Source organism: Ruminococcus callidus ATCC 27760 (assembly GCF_000468015.1).
Taxonomy (GTDB): Bacteria; Bacillota; Clostridia; order Oscillospirales; family Ruminococcaceae; genus Ruminococcus_C; species Ruminococcus_C callidus.
This window is the reverse complement of record NZ_KI260309.1, coordinates 3,169-17,858: the sequence shown is the minus strand read 5'-3', so window position 1 is coordinate 17,858 and position 14,690 is coordinate 3,169. Positions and strand designations below refer to the sequence as shown.

The following is a 14,690-nucleotide window of genomic DNA, read 5'->3' as shown; positions in this document are numbered from 1 at the left end:
GCCAGACGCTCTTTGTGCGGTATTGCCTTAAATGAGGAATTATTCCCACTCCTCAAATCGCCCTCCATGTTAAACAATTTTGTTTAGGAGATTTGAGCTGTGGTATCTCAATTATACATTTTGTTCTGTATTGTACTTGGCTGCTGATGCTCCGTTATCATTCTGTTAGCACGTTTGATAATGAGCTGTGCAACTTGTGGAGGCAATGTGTGCCTGGTGGCTTGCTCCTTACTTGGTATTATAGCGCAGTTGAGGTGGTTTGTCAAAAGGTTTTTTATTCTTGAATCATCTTTTGAAGCAAAGCACATTCTTCTGAAATAACAGCTTTTATGTTTTTAACCTTTTCATCGTCATTCAACTCTTTCATAGGTAGAATACGTGACTTACCAAATTTGGATTCAAACAGTATATTAAGCATTTCTATTTCTTTTTTAGTAGTAAAAATAGAATACAAAGCTTTCAAACATTCCCCTGGGGGTATAGTATTTACAATAATCACTTTTTGTGTAATGTCATCTGTAGCAAACATATAACACTTATCAATAGTTTCATTTGAATAAACAGTACTCCAAGTGACAATATAGGTTAAATCCCACGCCTGATTCTTTATTCCCTTAATTACTTCGGAAAAATCACTTGATTTGCATTTTTTAGGCATTGCCACATTTGGTACATTTGCAAATACTGCTGCTGCGTAGAATAATATGCTTTCTGCAATCATCAAATTGTCTGCATACCAATTAGTGAACTCTACAAATTTTTCTATAGCAGTTACAGATTCCTTTCTCAATAGTTCTACTATTTTGATGATAGCTGCCTCAGTTGATAGATATAATACACCTTCATTATACTCAAAGTTTCTTTCATCAGTTTTGTAATCGCTTGATAGGTATTGGCTAGGAACGTGATCGATGTTTCCAAACGCTAATGCTTTCCATATATGTGCAGGAATGTTGTCAACAGCGTGTAAAAACTGCAATCTTGAAGACTCAGCAGTATAGCAACTTAGCTTTTGACTATCTGTTTCAAATAAACTGAAACCGCAACTAAGCTTAGCCCCTATAAACTGTGCCCATAAAATGAGAGCTGCCATTTTATACATACGATCCTTATTCTTCAAGTAGCCATTCCTTGCTATTTCGCAGATGGGGGAAGCGAGATTATTGTCAACAAGAATAATAATATCTTTATCAGAAGACTGTAGTTCCATGATTTTATGAAAATCAAGTTCTCCGTTCGGGCAAATATAAGGATGAAATATCAGTTGCAGCTTATTTATAACAGAATATAGTGTATCAAGTTCATCATCTTCAAAGACCAATATATCCATCAAAGAGCACCTTCCAAAAACAATTAAGCTCTCCACGATGTGTATATCATTTTACGTTTGTCAAATGCTTCACGTCCGCCTTCCATAATATCAATTATCTGCTTTTGAGTACCTAGCATATCTATATTGCCCTGAGATACCTCGATTTCAGATTCATTGAAATCAACTACCAGCACTCTTTCAGCATCTCCAAGAACAGGTATATTGGCATTATGCGTTGCAAAAATGAACTGCACATTGGGTTTGGTTTTAGATATGGCTGATATTACTTCATCATATATTACTTTATTATCAAGATCATCTTCTGGCTGGTCTATTATTATAATATCATTATTATTTTGCGTAAGAATAAACAAAATTAATGCAGAGGCTCTCTGACCAAGCGAATGCTTGCGTAATAACTTATTATGATAGAAGATTTCAACCTTATCTGGGACTTGATATTGAATCAACTCTTTATATTTCTCAGCCATCTTTTCACAGAACTTTACATATTCATTTGAAGATAAAATATCTTGTAACCGCTTTCCATCATTTGTGACCAATTCTGATATTATATCGACATAGTCTGAGAATGTTGTACTGATTATAGAGTATTTGGCATCTGAAATACTTGTTCCTCTGAAATCTGCTTTTATTCTTGCTTTGAAGTTTTCTTTATCTCCTTTAAACTCTATGTCAATTTTTAATTCGGTTTGTGCTTCGTTAATCTTTCTTGCTTCTTCTTGATATTGCCTGAAAATACTATTCAAGTCTTCATTTCTTTGGCGGACAGAAGATAAAAACAATTGTACAAAATCTTTCTTTTGTTTTAATGTTTCAGACAACTTGGTATGTCTATCTTCTGCATCTAATAATTGTAACTTCATTTCAGAAAATGCATCGGTATCTATTGAAGTATCTTGTATTTCTCGTTTTACAGCTGCAAATTCTTCCGCCAAGCTTTCAATTTTCTGCTCTAGTTGATTTAGAACATCTATAGCATCATCTTTTTGTTTGTTGATTTGTACAATACTCTTTTTTATGTTCTCGAGTAATACATTGATACTTGAAACGATTTGAACTAGTTTTAAAAACAAATCGCTATTGTATTCGCTCTTATACTCTGGTAAATTAGTTGCTATTTGAGAATAATTGTCTACCACTTTTTTTATACTTGATAACGCATTTTCAATTTCTGATTTCACCGATGTTATTTTAGCCTTATCTGATACAAAAGCGCTTTGCTTTTTAAGCTTACTTTCAATTCCTTTTTCTTTATATATAGATAGCTTGTGTTTTGTTTCAGCTATTTTAGTTGACAATTCAGATAACTGTGATGGAATTTGACTAAACTGTTGCATGTGTTCGTACATAGCAATAAGCTCATTTATATGTTTGATAACATCTTCATTGTCGATTGAAGTTCCAACAAGCTTGGATAAAAGCTCCTTCTCTTGGTCTGCACTAGTTGATAAATCCTTTTGCCCAAAATATTGAACACCGTCCAAAAGACTTAATGGGCTTATATTTAAGTCATCTCCATTTTCGTCCAGTACAGTTATACGTTCATTTAATATCCTGCTTATATAGTACTTTCTTCCATGTTTATCATATATCAACAATGTTGCTTTACCGCCAGAGCCCCAAATATTTTTTATTAAATCTGTTTTATAAGATTTATCAGCTTGAGGATTTATTCCCAGTATATATCTGATTGATTCGAGAATTGCAGATTTACCACTTCCTCGAATGCCTATCAATGTGTTTAATGATGGCGAAAAATGAATAGTTTGTCCATCAAATCTGCCGCCCTGAAAAGAAATGGATTCAATAAACCCATGATTATTACTCGGCTTATCTTCAAATACTCGATTGCTATAGTCTTGCAATGCAAACTTTACTGCCGAGTATGAAAACTCGCCTATTCTTAAAAATGATGATTTATCACTTTTCCCTATTTGTGCTATTGACTTAGGGTCTGAGCCTTCAACAAGCGCAGGCGAATAATCAAAATACTCTTTGAATTTGCCTAAGTTGGAGTAAGTTCTGGATTTTTGTAAACCGAGCACTCTTTTCTGGAAAGATGCTGTTTCGGCGATTGATTCTAACATACCACCTTTACATTCTTCAAACAGACCGTTACCCTGATCCACATGAGCGAATACGATAAAATAATCTTTGCCATAGGCATCCAGTCGTTCAAACATGGTTCTCAAATCATAGTTGCATCTTGTATTTCTATTTTCAGGATTTGATATTCCTGCAAATGCGGATGCCAAAAAAGACTGTATATGGTTATCTCCATTTTGAATCCACTCATCAGGATTAAAAATTATCAAGGTATGAATACCATTTGCGCCTTCCTTAACAGACAGCTCAACTCCCGGAAGAATTAGTATGTTTTCTTTTTTTGCAGCTCTCTTTATGGCTTTGTATTCATTTTCATCAAATTTATTATGATTTGTTATGACACCTATCCCAATTCCAGCATCAACTAGACCCTTTACATAAAGTTTTATATAATCATTTTCTTCTCCATTATACTTAAACTCTTTATCTTTTCGTGTGTGTAGGTGAAAATCTGCTCTAATTGTTTCAATACCATTTTCAAACATAGCATAATATCCTCCATATCTATATAAAAATAAAGACAATCCCCTGAAACAACACAATTATCCAGTATATTTACATTATACCACAATAACCGTACTATTTCAAGGAAATTCACTTATATATTTTATTATTCCTGCCTCGACTTCTTCAAATTACAATCCCTTTACAATCCCTGCAAGTTCTCCAGAACGGTATTTCCGCCTGCGTGCCAAGGAGTGATATGATTGGCGTGCATCTCATCGAAATCGAAGTGCCTTTTGCATTTAGTATTCACCTTTTAAATCAATTAGCTGTACATTCAAGCAAGATTGAACTGTAATTGCATAGGTACATTTAATGGTGTACTAATATATTCCATTAAGTGCTTGGCAACATATTTTGCCAAATCCACAGGAACAGCATTCCCTATCATTTGTTCTAAATCAGTTTTGCTACCTGAAAATTCAAAAGATGCAGGAAATGTCTGAATCCTTGCCCTTTCGAGTGTAGTAAGAGGTCTTACTTTACTTAAATCATTTGTAGCATCACCAGCATGAATCGGATATCCTGGTGGAATTGGTCTGTTTACACCACGAACAGTTGGACTCGGCTCATCAATACTGAATATCCCCCTTCGTGCATACGAGCGTGGATGTCTATAATAGTATTCTGTATGAAATTCATCACCGAGATAATCACGAATAGTTGTGCTTTTTGAGGATAAGTCAGAATATAGACTTTCAGTTAAAAAATCATCGTTACCGCCCAAGTGCCCAATTAAAAAGAATCGTTTTCTTTTCTGTGGAACACCACAAAGCGAAGCATCTAATACAACTTGTGAAAGTCCATAGCCTAATGATTTGAAAATATCAATTGCTTTTGGTAATGTTTGTGATTTTAGGATTCTATCAACATTTTCCATTACAAACCATTCAGGCTGAACCTCGCAAACCAATTCTGCATATCTAAGCGTAAGATTTGCTCGTCCCTGTGTTTCATCCTGCTTTCCAGCAGAAGAATAATCTTGACAAGGAGGTCCACCAATGATAACATCTGGAGAAAAACTCTTAATATGCTCAGCTGTTAAATTGTATGCATCCACCAGTTCAGCTTCATGATCGAAATTTCTATTATAAATATCAACTGCTTTATCCCAATTATCAAAAGCTCTTACAACATTAAATCCAGCTTTTTGAAAACCAAGAGATAAACCACCACATCCACAAAAGATGTCAACTACGTTAATCATGATTCCTCCTCAAATAAATCAGGTGAGTTATAGATAATTGCATCAAAGCGTCTTTCTGGACTCAAAAGGTTTTGTCCGCCGCCCAATATAATTCTCTTTATTTCTTGTTTTGTGATTCTTGGAGTTGTCAATTCAGGACAAGTCATAATTGGACGTGTACGAAGTCCATTTGAGGCAAAAGCTTTATCATTTTTTGTGTTATATGATAACTCGTCAATTATTCTTTTTCCATCGAAATGTCCATTATTGGCATAGTCCTTTAGCATTTTAAACAGCCATATCATTGTTCTCTCATGTCTGCCGATTTTTCTAAGTGCATTTATACCATTTGAATGAGCATCAAAATCATGTTCGGATGGCATAAATAATAGAAGCATTCCACAGTTGCTCCAAACAAAAACATCGAGGCAGTTATCTGCAAGTTTTGGAGATTTTCCCTCTGTCTTCCATACTGGTTCCATAATAATAGGCATCTGTTTGTGATAACTTGCTTCAACTATTCTCTTAATTGACCCAAATATTTCATATGTATGTGGTAAGACACATTCTGCCTCAGTCCAATCTGTTATATTATCACCAGTATTACCGATAAGCTCTTTTAAGCTTTCGATATCATCATCAAGTGCATTGATAAAACTACAGGCAAGATAAATAATGGTATCTGGTCTTATAACAATTTCTGAGCCAAAGTATTCATCAGACAATTCACAGGTCGGATTATCTGGCAGAGCTACTAATTTGATTTCAAGTGATGTCAAGCATTGATTATTTGATATAATAACTAAATCGTTTCTTGGAATACTTCCTGTTACATATTTCTGAAATGGTGTGTATTGATGCTCAAAGGCAAAATATATATTATCACACAATGGATCGATACCATATAACTCATCTATTCCTATTTTAGAAACAACTTTTCTCATAGCGCTATCTGTAGTGTAATAAACCGCTTTCAAGCCTCTGGAATGAAGATAGCAAGCCAATGAAGCAGGAAAAGATGAATTGAACTGGTTCTTACCCCATGTATCCTTTAATGAATAGTTTCGATTGGAATGCACAATTCCAAACAATCTTGGATTTTCAGGCATAGTAATCCTCCTTTTATAATACACTACTTCCCATATTATTTTAGCACATTAATCGAAAAAAATCAAGTGGATAATAACGAAATAGCAACTGCACCGATAGGCGCAGTTGCTCAGTCACTGTTTTCACACATACACCAAATCCGCATACACCGCCTCCCTCGCACACAACTTCATCATATTCTCCAGCCCCTCTGCCCTGCCAACATCACCAACGGCAAGTGCCTGCTGATATTCCTTATCGTCAGCTTTCCACTTTTCAACCTGTCTTTCCAGAGCATTTTCCACAGACTTATCCAGTTCGGTCAGATAGCTCAGGATCTCACCGCTATTTACAAGTTTTCTCAGTCTGTCCTTGCGATACTCCGCCGAATAGTGCAGGTGATACTTGATATGCTCAGAATGGAATGCCGTTACTGTTGGCTCAGCATCAGCTGCATCGTGTGTAACGGTAAGTGCATTGGTATCCAGTACCCAGACCGACTTGTTTTTGCCGTTCACCGAAATTTTATCTTTACTTCTGATAATCATAATATAGCCCTCCTTTATTCCAGCACGTTCTTTCTTGAAGTGCTGTTGTATCTAAACTGCTGAAAATCGGAACTCAACCCGCAGGCAGAAATAAAAGCCTCAGCCTTTTTTAGTTTGCGTGAAAGCTCGTCCTCACGGCTGATACGCTTTGCTTCCTTGTTCAGCTTCTCACGGGTGAAAAGAGCTTTTTTCTTTTCAGCTTTCTTGTAAGCAGCAAGCTCCGAGGAAACAGCCGACAACTGCGTTTTCAGCTTGTCACGCTCCTGCACTGCCGTGTCATGCTCGGATTTGAGCTTCTTGCTGGTCTTGACCATTGCCACATACTTTTTAGCAGTATCGCTGAGCTTGTCATAATCCTCTTTAGAGAGAGTGACTTTCTTTCCAAACATCGACTCCTTGGCTTCAATGCCCTCGATCTCATCGAGCTTGATTTTCTTCTTTGCTGCCTTGTCAAGCTCCGCACGGGCTTCGTCACGCTCGGAAAGAGCCTGCTCCTTTTCTTCATTCAGCCGCCTAATTTCGTCTTGATGCTTGCCGTACTCCTCAACCGTATAGCTGTACCCTCTGGACTTCTTCGGTTCTGATATTTCAATGCCATGAGCAATGCAGATCTGGTGCAGGACTTCCCATTCCGCTAACCGCCAGCGGTTGATCGCATTTGCACCTTTGCCGTGTCCCATTTCTTCGAGAGCTTTCGCCATAGCATTTCGAGTGTCAAGCCCTCTGTCGAAATGCCCTACGGGGATATAGTCGATGTGTAAATGCGGCGTAGCTTCATCGAGGTGCATCACAGCATTGAACACATAGAAATTCGGATTTCTTTCTGAAAAGCCCTCCATGTACTCCCGTAAACAGGCAACAACAATCTCCGAATCGGGAGTACCGACACCTGTATCATCTTTTGTCCCGATCTGGACTAAGTCTTCATAGAAACTCTTTTGCTTATTTGTCCCAGTGATAACACTTGCACTCGGTTCACGGCTGAACAGGTGATGAAAGTAGTCGGGGATACGGCGGTCATTTCGTTTCTGACGGACATTGTATCTTTCTACTGCATCGCTGAAAAGAATATCATAAGCATCACGCAAATTCTGATGCACAAATGTAATGTTGTCCGCTGTTCGGGAACTGTCGATATTTTTGGCAGCAAATGCACGGTTGTTGTGGGACAAGCTGCCCTTGCCCTGACACATTGAGATCGTCTTTTGACACATAGAAACACCTCCCTTCCTTTTTAAATTGACCCTCTGACGAGGGAATGCCCTATGGGCAAAACGGTTTGCAACGATACGGAGATCGGCAAACCGAACGACTCGGAGAGCCGAGTTACCTGCGGAATGCCGCCGGTAACCCCATAGCACTTTCGACAGCCTTACGGACTATCAAAAATGCTATCGGGGCTCTGCGAGGCTTGAACGGCGGATAAACCGCCAACGCCGTGACGATGTGTGACGATGGTGACGATGATTACACCGCTCACAAAACATCGTCACGACCGTCACGGACTGACACGCCAACCACTTGAAATTTATTCTTTTGATAACAAAGAAAAGAAAATCATACGTCCGCTGTGGTTACGCTGATTTGTGTATCTGATACCATAATCATTCATCAGCCTGCCCGCATTGACATTGAGTTTCAGCGAAACCACATTCGGCTTCATATCAAGTCCAAGCTTTTCTATCAGTTCAGTCGCTGTACCCTGCCAAGTCGGATTTTCTTCTGTTACAAGATTGGCGATACATTCCAGCAACGGTTCGGGAGGTTCTTTCCAAAGCTCTGTTTCTGCTTTTTCAAAATTCCAGCAGAGTTTTTCTTCATCACGAATAAGATGGATTTTCTGATCTTGCTGATCACGGCCTGAAATTTCAAGTGTTGCCTTATTGGAAGTCCTGTTTTCCTTGTAAAGCATAAATGCTCCGTCTGCACAGCCAAGTAACCCATTTGTTCCTGAGATCATGTCGAAGTTATCAGATGACTTTTGCTTTCTCGTATGATGAACTAACAGCAGACATATTCCCCAACTGTCAGAGAACTGTTTCAGCTGATTGATGATCTCATAATCTTTGGCATAGCTGTAAGAATCACTGTCCACCTCACGGATTTTTTGAAGTGTATCAATAATCACAAGCGTTGTGTCAGGGTGTTCTCGGATAAAACCGCTCAGCTGATCGGTCAGACCATTTCCAAGCGGTTTGGACGATACGGAAAAGTACAAGTTTTCCGTACTGTCCGTTCCGAACATTCGGTACATTCGTTCCTGCAATCGTCTGTAATCATCTTCCAGTGCAAGGTAGAGAACCGTACCCTTTTTCACAGGATAGTCCCAAAGCGGAGTACCTGTGCTGACATGATAGGCAAGCTGTGCCATAAAGAAGCTTTTGCCGATCTTAGGTGAACCGACAAACAGATAAGTACCTTGATAGAGCAAGCCCTCAATAACAGGCGGTTTCTTGCTGTAAATATCCTGATACAGTTCCTGCATCGTGACTGTTTTCATGTATGACGGATCAATTTTCTTGAAAAATTCGTCAAAGGGGTTGAAATTTACATCACGATTTGATATACTATTAGTAGTTTGTTTTATGGATGACTGCTCCGTATCTACGCCAATAGATACGTTCGGAGCGGTCATTTCTTTTTCTTCTGACATCAGGATTCTCCTTTCATTCCATTTAATGTGGTGTTGATGAGTCGTATCGTTTCAAGAAGTTCATCACTTACAGAACTATTTTCTATTCTCTGCAATTCTGAAAGTACTTCCGCAAGCTGATTTTTCAGAGCTTTGTATACTCTCGGATTGCCCTGTACCACCACATCACGGCAAAGAAGCCTTTTTACGATGTAGTCCTGTTTGGTCAGTCCTGAAAGTGCCACTGCTGAATTTATCAGCTTTTCTTCTTCGGGAGATACCCGAAATCCGATGGTTCTGGAACGAAATCTGCCTTTGCTGTCAAGGTTTTTCGCTGACATTTGCGTTATCTCCTTTCTTCAACTCACTGAGTTTATTCGCCATTTCCGCCTGTTTCGACGGAAACAGATGTGCATAGCGGTATGTGATCTCAATGCTCTCATGTCCCACACGATCTGCAATAGCAACAGCCGAAAACCCAAGTTCGATTAGAAGCGAAACATGGCTGTGACGCAGATCATGGATACGGATACGCTTCAAACCCGTTTCTTTTACCCCTCTGTCCATCTCGTGATGCAAATAACTCTTGGATATTGTGAAAATACGCTCATCTGATTTCTGATCGTAAAGCATACGGAGATAGTCCTGCATCTCCTCACAAAGAAAATCAGGCATTTCAATGGTACGGTTGCTTTTCTTGGTCTTGGGATCGGTAATTACGTCTTTTCCCTTGATACGCTGATAGGACTTGTTAATGCGGAGCTTTCGATTCTGGAAATCAAAGTCCTCTGGTGTGAGAGCCAACAGTTCGCCAAGACGGATACCGCACCAATACAGCATTTCAAAGGCATAAAACGAAACTGGTTTGTCCATCATGACCTCAGAAAACTGCATATATTCGTCTTTTGTCCAGAAGTTCATCTCTTTGGCATTCTTTACGCCAATACTTCCAGCTTTGGCAGCTGGGTTTACGCCAAGATCATAGTAGCGAACCGCATGGTTAAAGATACAGGAAAGCTGATTGTGCAGATTCTTCAAATACGTTTCCGAATAGGGCTTTCCGTTTTTGTCACGGTGACGAAGCAGTTCATTCTGCCACGAAAGCACATCTCTTGCCTGAATATCCTTCATCGGTTTATCCCCGAAATAAGGGAGGATTTTCGACTGAATGACGTGTGCCTTATGTTCCCATGTATTCTGTTTTAAGCGAGATCTCATATCCTGTTCATACAGCTTGTAGAAGTCCTTAAACAGCATATCAAGGTCACTGTTTGTCTGAAGCAGAAATCTTCGCTCCCAGTTCTGTGCCTCACGTTTGGTAACAAAGCCACGCTTGCACTTTTGTTTTCGCTCCCCCTGCCAGTCCTCATAACGAACCATAGCATACCAAGTGCCGTTTTTATCCTTATATACGGGCATTATTCCTCACCAGCTTTCTTTTTGGGAGGGTTCACCGAGTACACTCGCTCGTTAAAGTACTCACGGTTCACTCTGCCTGTTACTGTGATAAACCCTTTGTCGGAAAGTTCCTGATTGAGTTTACGAATGATTTTGTACGCATAGGCAACAGAGATCTCCATAACCTCAGCAACTTCCTCTGCACGAATAAATTTTTCTGACATATACATTTGTTCCTTTCTGTGTTCTGTATTCGCAAGATCTGTTCTAAACATTTTTGCTTAATTCCATTATACTAAACAAATTTGTTTTTGTCAAGACACTTTTGCGTATTTTCTAAATTTTTTTGTTTAGCATCTCTTGACTGACTTAAACATATATGTTATAATGATTCTACTAACAGAACGATATTATAAGGAGTAAACCACCATGAGTATAATGGGAGATAAAATACACCGTATCCGTGATTTCCGTGGAATGACACAGAAGCAGCTCGGTATGGCTGTCGGATTTGATGAGAAATCCGCCGATGTCCGCATCGCACAGTACGAATCAGGCACTCGTACACCAAAACAAGCACTTGTGGAACGGCTTGCCGAGGTGCTTGATATAAACCCTCGTTTCCTTGCTGATGATGAAATTCTCGGAGCGGAGGGCGTTATGATGATGCTCTTTGAACTGGACGAACATTACCCGATCAGCGTTGAGGACTGTACAGATGAGGACGGAAACAAACGCAAGGGCATTATTTTCGGCTCTATTCTTCTGAACGACTTCTTTGCGGAGTGGCAGAGACGAAAAAAAGACCTTGCTGACGGTAAGATCAGCAAGGCCGAATATACAGAATGGAAGCTTAATTGGCCGAAAACGACCGATGACTGCGGTAAACATGAACCCTCGAAAGAGTGGCGTGACCTGTAAACCGCCTGAAATGCAGAACATTTCAGTTTTACTTCCTGTTATCAAATTGTTATCACTGAGATTTTAAGGCTTTAAAAACGACGTAAATTCGTCATTTTTGAAGTCTTGTTTTTTATTCCCACTCGATCGTAGCCGGCGGCTTTGTGGTAATATCATACACAACGCGGTTGATATTCTTGACCTCGTTGACGATACGGGCAGAGATCACTTCCAGCACCTCATACGGAATCCGTGCGAAGTCTGCGGTCATGAAGTCCGTGGTAGTTACCCCGCGGAGAGCCAGTGTGTAATCATAAGTTCTGCCGTCGCCCATTACACCAACGGAACGCATATTGGTCAGCACTGCGAAGTACTGGTGAATGCTCCGATCCAGTCCGGCCTTGGCGATCTCCTCACGGAAGATCCAGTCAGCGTCCTGCAAAATGGACAGCTTTTCATCGGTGATTTCGCCGATGATACGAATCGCCAGCCCCGGACCCGGGAACGGCTGCCGCCATACCAGATTTTCCGGCAGACCCAGTTCGATACCCAGCTGACGCACCTCGTCCTTGAACAGCAGCCGCAGCGGTTCGATAATTTCCTGAAAGTCCACATAATCCGGCAGACCGCCCACGTTGTGGTGGGACTTGATGACAGCTGCATCACCGGTGCCGCTTTCGATCACGTCCGGATAAATGGTGCCCTGTGCCAAAAAGTCTACCGTGCCCAGTTTCTTGGATTCCCGTTCGAAAGCACGGATAAATTCCTCGCCGATCGTCTTACGCTTGGTTTCCGGATCGGAAACGCCGTTGAGCTTTTCCATGAAAGCAGCCTTGGCATTGACGCGGATAAAGTTGATGTCCTTGTCTGCAAATGCAGCTTCTACTTCGTCGCCTTCGTTCTTCCGCAGGAAGCCGTGGTCTACGAAAATACAGGTCAGCTTCTTGCCGACTGCACGGGACAGCAGTGCCGCACAGACAGAACTGTCTACGCCGCCGGACAATGCCAGTAGTACCCGACCGTCGCCGACTTTTTCCCGAATCTGGGCAATGGCAGTTTTCGCATAGTTGCCCATGGTCCAGTCGCCGGTGCAGCCGCAGACATTTTTCAAAAAGCCGTCCAGCATCGTCAGACCCTGCTGGGTGTGGTTCACTTCCGGATGAAACTGTACTGCATACAGCTTCCGTTCCGGATTTTCCATAGCAGCTACCGGACAGTTCTCTGTATGTGCCGTAATGGTAAAGCCCTCCGGTGCTTCCGAGATGTAGTCGGTGTGGCTCATCCACGAAATTGCCTGTTCCGGCAGTTCCTCGCTGCTGAACAGAGCACTGGACTTGTCATAAATGGTTTCTGTCTTGCCGTATTCCGAGGTGGTGCAGGTCGCCACCTTACCGCCGAGAGTATACGCCATCAGCTGACAGCCGTAGCAGATGCCCAGGATCGGGATACCCATTTCAAAAATTTCTTTGGCGATATGCGGCGATTTTTCATCGTAAACGCTGTTCGGACCGCCGGTGAAGATAATACCCACCGGTTTCCGTGCTGCAATTTCCTCCAGCGGTGTGGTATAGCGAATCACTTCGCAGTAAACGCCGCATTCCCGCACGCGTCTGGCAATAAGCTGATTGTACTGACCGCCGAAGTCCAGTACCAGAACCAGTTGATTTTCCATAGGTTACGTTTCCTTTCTGTGTCACATTCGCCGATGCGGCGAAAATCTTTCTCTTTAGGAAACACTGCACAAAGCTTGTGCGTAAGATGCGTCGTCAGATTTTTCGGCAGATTGCATAGAAATTCCGCAGGCATACTTTCCGTATGGCAAGGGATTTCTGGGCAATATGACGGAAAATCTGCACGCAGATTGCGTGCATAGCCGTCAGGCGGGCTTTATGCAGTGTTTCCTTATATTATGCCACTTTTTCCGAAAAAAAGCAAGTGTTTTTTATGAAGATACGAAAAATCAGATTTTCTCCACTGCCGTTTCGGCAATGTACTGTTCTTTCCACTGCTTCAGCTGCTGCATGTGAGGCTGCCGCAGGTGTGTCTGCTGCTGTTCCTCCGATGCCCATTTTTCCACCAGCAGGATCTTTTCCGCATCGGCAACGGCAGCGTAATAGGCATACTCCAGACAACCGTCCTCCTGCCGCACGATCTCCTGCAAACTGTTCTCCTGAACGGCACGCAAAAACGCCTCCCGACAATGGGGCTTCGCCGTATAAGTCACCAATAATATCATGCTGCCTGCTCCTTATGTTTGTCAAAAACGGTAATGAACCGGAACCGTTTATCCAGCCAGTCCCCAACAATGCCTACGCCTTTCCCCATGGTCAGTGCCGCAGCGATCGTTCCCACGCCCAGTCCGTCCAGATGCCCCAGACAGAAAAAAGTCAGACCGGCAGTCACCGCCAGACAAGTCACATCAAACCCGATCTTGATCTTCGGGTATCCCACAGAAGTAATGTCCGACAATTCCCGCGGGAACAGGTCGGTGGGAATAATCGGCAGCCCGCACCGGTTGGACAGGGCAATGCCGATACAGATCAGCACGTAGCTGATGAGAAAATACAGTACCCGCATAGGCAGCGATGTGGGCAAAACGCCGATCCACCACTCGTGGAAATCCAGCAGTTCTCCGAACACAAAGCCCACCACAAAGCTGAACAGATACGGCGGCACAAAACGTTTCCGCATGAACATCAAACTCAACACCAGCAAGCCCTGAAACAGATACGTCCACGTGCCAAGCGTCAGCCGCGGCAGTACCTCCGAAAAGGCAAACGGCACGCTGGAAATCGCGGAAATGCCTGCTCCGGAATAGAGCATCAGCACCACGCCAAGGCTGTTGATACAGACTGCCGCCGCCAGCATCAGTTCCCCGCGAAGGGTGTGCAGTTCTTTTGTTGTGTTCTCCATTTTCTCAAACGCCTCCTATAGGAATACGAATACGCAAAAAGCAGTATAGGCAATACCGCACAAAGATTGTGCGACAGA

Annotated in this window: 15 protein-coding genes; 1 reads left to right on the top strand and 14 read right to left on the bottom strand. The window is 41.7% G+C overall.

Annotated features, from left to right (window positions below):
- Positions 1–274: 274 nt before the first annotated feature.
- From RUMCAL_RS02300 to RUMCAL_RS02255, 11 genes are all read right to left on the bottom strand, one after another.
- Positions 275–1,333 carry a hypothetical protein gene (locus RUMCAL_RS02300; protein ID WP_156902388.1) on the bottom strand — a complete coding sequence of 353 codons (1,059 nt, stop codon included), beginning with the start codon at positions 1,331–1,333 and terminating at the stop codon, positions 275–277.
- A gap of 20 nt (positions 1,334–1,353) precedes the next feature.
- Positions 1,354–3,927, bottom strand: a complete 2,574-nt coding sequence (locus RUMCAL_RS02295; protein ID WP_021680842.1) for a TrlF family AAA-like ATPase — start codon at positions 3,925–3,927, stop codon at positions 1,354–1,356.
- Positions 3,928–4,088: 161 nt separating this feature from the next.
- On the bottom strand, positions 4,089–4,199 hold the full coding sequence (locus tag RUMCAL_RS16630) for an HNH endonuclease (protein ID WP_021680841.1): 111 nt from the start codon (positions 4,197–4,199) through the stop codon (positions 4,089–4,091).
- Between the two features lie 24 nt (positions 4,200–4,223).
- Complete coding sequence (locus RUMCAL_RS02290; RefSeq protein ID WP_021680840.1) at positions 4,224–5,153, bottom strand: DNA cytosine methyltransferase; 930 nt, start codon at positions 5,151–5,153, stop codon at positions 4,224–4,226.
- On the bottom strand, positions 5,150–6,241 hold the full coding sequence (locus RUMCAL_RS02285; protein WP_040646622.1) for a HindVP family restriction endonuclease: 1,092 nt from the start codon (positions 6,239–6,241) through the stop codon (positions 5,150–5,152). Before RUMCAL_RS02285 ends, RUMCAL_RS02290 begins: the two co-directional genes overlap by 4 nt.
- Before the next feature lie 123 nt (positions 6,242–6,364).
- On the bottom strand, positions 6,365–6,769 hold the full coding sequence (locus RUMCAL_RS02280; protein WP_021680838.1) for a hypothetical protein: 405 nt from the start codon (positions 6,767–6,769) through the stop codon (positions 6,365–6,367).
- A 14-nt stretch (positions 6,770–6,783) separates the two neighbouring features.
- Complete coding sequence (locus RUMCAL_RS02275; RefSeq protein ID WP_021680837.1) at positions 6,784–7,983, bottom strand: plasmid recombination protein; 1,200 nt, start codon at positions 7,981–7,983, stop codon at positions 6,784–6,786.
- Positions 7,984–8,297: 314 nt separating this feature from the next.
- The gene (locus RUMCAL_RS02270; protein WP_021680836.1) at positions 8,298–9,422 is read right to left on the bottom strand and encodes an AAA family ATPase; all 1,125 of its coding nucleotides are present in this window, start codon (positions 9,420–9,422) and stop codon (positions 8,298–8,300) included.
- Positions 9,422–9,742, bottom strand: coding sequence for a plasmid mobilization protein (locus RUMCAL_RS02265; protein ID WP_021680835.1), 321 nt, complete (start codon positions 9,740–9,742; stop codon positions 9,422–9,424). Before RUMCAL_RS02265 ends, RUMCAL_RS02270 begins: the two co-directional genes overlap by 1 nt.
- Entirely contained in the window at positions 9,723–10,820 is a 1,098-nt protein-coding gene (locus RUMCAL_RS02260) for a site-specific integrase (protein ID WP_021680834.1), read from the bottom strand. The genes RUMCAL_RS02265 and RUMCAL_RS02260 overlap by 20 nt, the downstream gene beginning before the upstream one ends.
- Positions 10,820–11,023: a transcriptional regulator gene (locus RUMCAL_RS02255; protein WP_040646623.1), complete on the bottom strand. Its 204-nt coding sequence runs from the start codon at positions 11,021–11,023 to the stop codon at positions 10,820–10,822. Before RUMCAL_RS02255 ends, RUMCAL_RS02260 begins: the two co-directional genes overlap by 1 nt.
- 205 nt (positions 11,024–11,228) lie before the next feature.
- Between RUMCAL_RS02255 and RUMCAL_RS02250 the strand changes: the two genes are divergently transcribed.
- Positions 11,229–11,720, top strand: a complete 492-nt coding sequence (locus RUMCAL_RS02250) for a helix-turn-helix domain-containing protein (protein WP_021680832.1) — start codon at positions 11,229–11,231, stop codon at positions 11,718–11,720.
- Positions 11,721–11,832: 112 nt separating this feature from the next.
- Here the strand turns inward: RUMCAL_RS02250 and guaA are convergent, their stop codons facing one another.
- The 3 genes from guaA to RUMCAL_RS02235 form a co-directional block, all read right to left on the bottom strand.
- Positions 11,833–13,371 carry a glutamine-hydrolyzing GMP synthase gene (gene guaA / locus RUMCAL_RS02245; protein WP_021680831.1) on the bottom strand — a complete coding sequence of 513 codons (1,539 nt, stop codon included), beginning with the start codon at positions 13,369–13,371 and terminating at the stop codon, positions 11,833–11,835.
- Between the two features lie 288 nt (positions 13,372–13,659).
- A complete protein-coding gene (locus RUMCAL_RS02240; protein WP_021680829.1) occupies positions 13,660–13,935 on the bottom strand; it encodes a putative quinol monooxygenase in 276 nt (91 codons plus the stop codon).
- Positions 13,932–14,612, bottom strand: coding sequence for a DUF6198 family protein (locus RUMCAL_RS02235; RefSeq protein ID WP_021680828.1), 681 nt, complete (start codon positions 14,610–14,612; stop codon positions 13,932–13,934). Before RUMCAL_RS02235 ends, RUMCAL_RS02240 begins: the two co-directional genes overlap by 4 nt.
- Positions 14,613–14,690 lie beyond the last annotated feature (78 nt).

Excerpts from the sequence above, each read along its gene's own strand:
- RUMCAL_RS02295 (WP_021680842.1), bottom strand. The coding sequence starts at position 3,927 with ATGTTTGAAAATGGTATTGAAACAATTAGAGCAGATTTTCACCTACAC.
- RUMCAL_RS02290 (WP_021680840.1), bottom strand. The coding sequence starts at position 5,153 with ATGATTAACGTAGTTGACATCTTTTGTGGATGTGGTGGTTTATCTCTT.
- RUMCAL_RS02285 (WP_040646622.1), bottom strand. The coding sequence starts at position 6,241 with ATGCCTGAAAATCCAAGATTGTTTGGAATTGTGCATTCCAATCGAAAC.
- RUMCAL_RS02280 (WP_021680838.1), bottom strand. The coding sequence starts at position 6,769 with ATGATTATCAGAAGTAAAGATAAAATTTCGGTGAACGGCAAAAACAAG.
- RUMCAL_RS02275 (WP_021680837.1), bottom strand. The coding sequence starts at position 7,983 with ATGTGTCAAAAGACGATCTCAATGTGTCAGGGCAAGGGCAGCTTGTCC.
- RUMCAL_RS02270 (WP_021680836.1), bottom strand. The coding sequence starts at position 9,422 with ATGTCAGAAGAAAAAGAAATGACCGCTCCGAACGTATCTATTGGCGTA.
- RUMCAL_RS02265 (WP_021680835.1), bottom strand. The coding sequence starts at position 9,742 with ATGTCAGCGAAAAACCTTGACAGCAAAGGCAGATTTCGTTCCAGAACC.
- RUMCAL_RS02260 (WP_021680834.1), bottom strand. The coding sequence starts at position 10,820 with ATGCCCGTATATAAGGATAAAAACGGCACTTGGTATGCTATGGTTCGT.
- RUMCAL_RS02255 (WP_040646623.1), bottom strand. The coding sequence starts at position 11,023 with ATGTCAGAAAAATTTATTCGTGCAGAGGAAGTTGCTGAGGTTATGGAG.
- RUMCAL_RS02250 (WP_021680832.1), top strand. The coding sequence starts at position 11,229 with ATGAGTATAATGGGAGATAAAATACACCGTATCCGTGATTTCCGTGGA.
- guaA (WP_021680831.1), bottom strand. The coding sequence starts at position 13,371 with ATGGAAAATCAACTGGTTCTGGTACTGGACTTCGGCGGTCAGTACAAT.
- RUMCAL_RS02240 (WP_021680829.1), bottom strand. The coding sequence starts at position 13,935 with ATGATATTATTGGTGACTTATACGGCGAAGCCCCATTGTCGGGAGGCG.
- RUMCAL_RS02235 (WP_021680828.1), bottom strand. The coding sequence starts at position 14,612 with ATGGAGAACACAACAAAAGAACTGCACACCCTTCGCGGGGAACTGATG.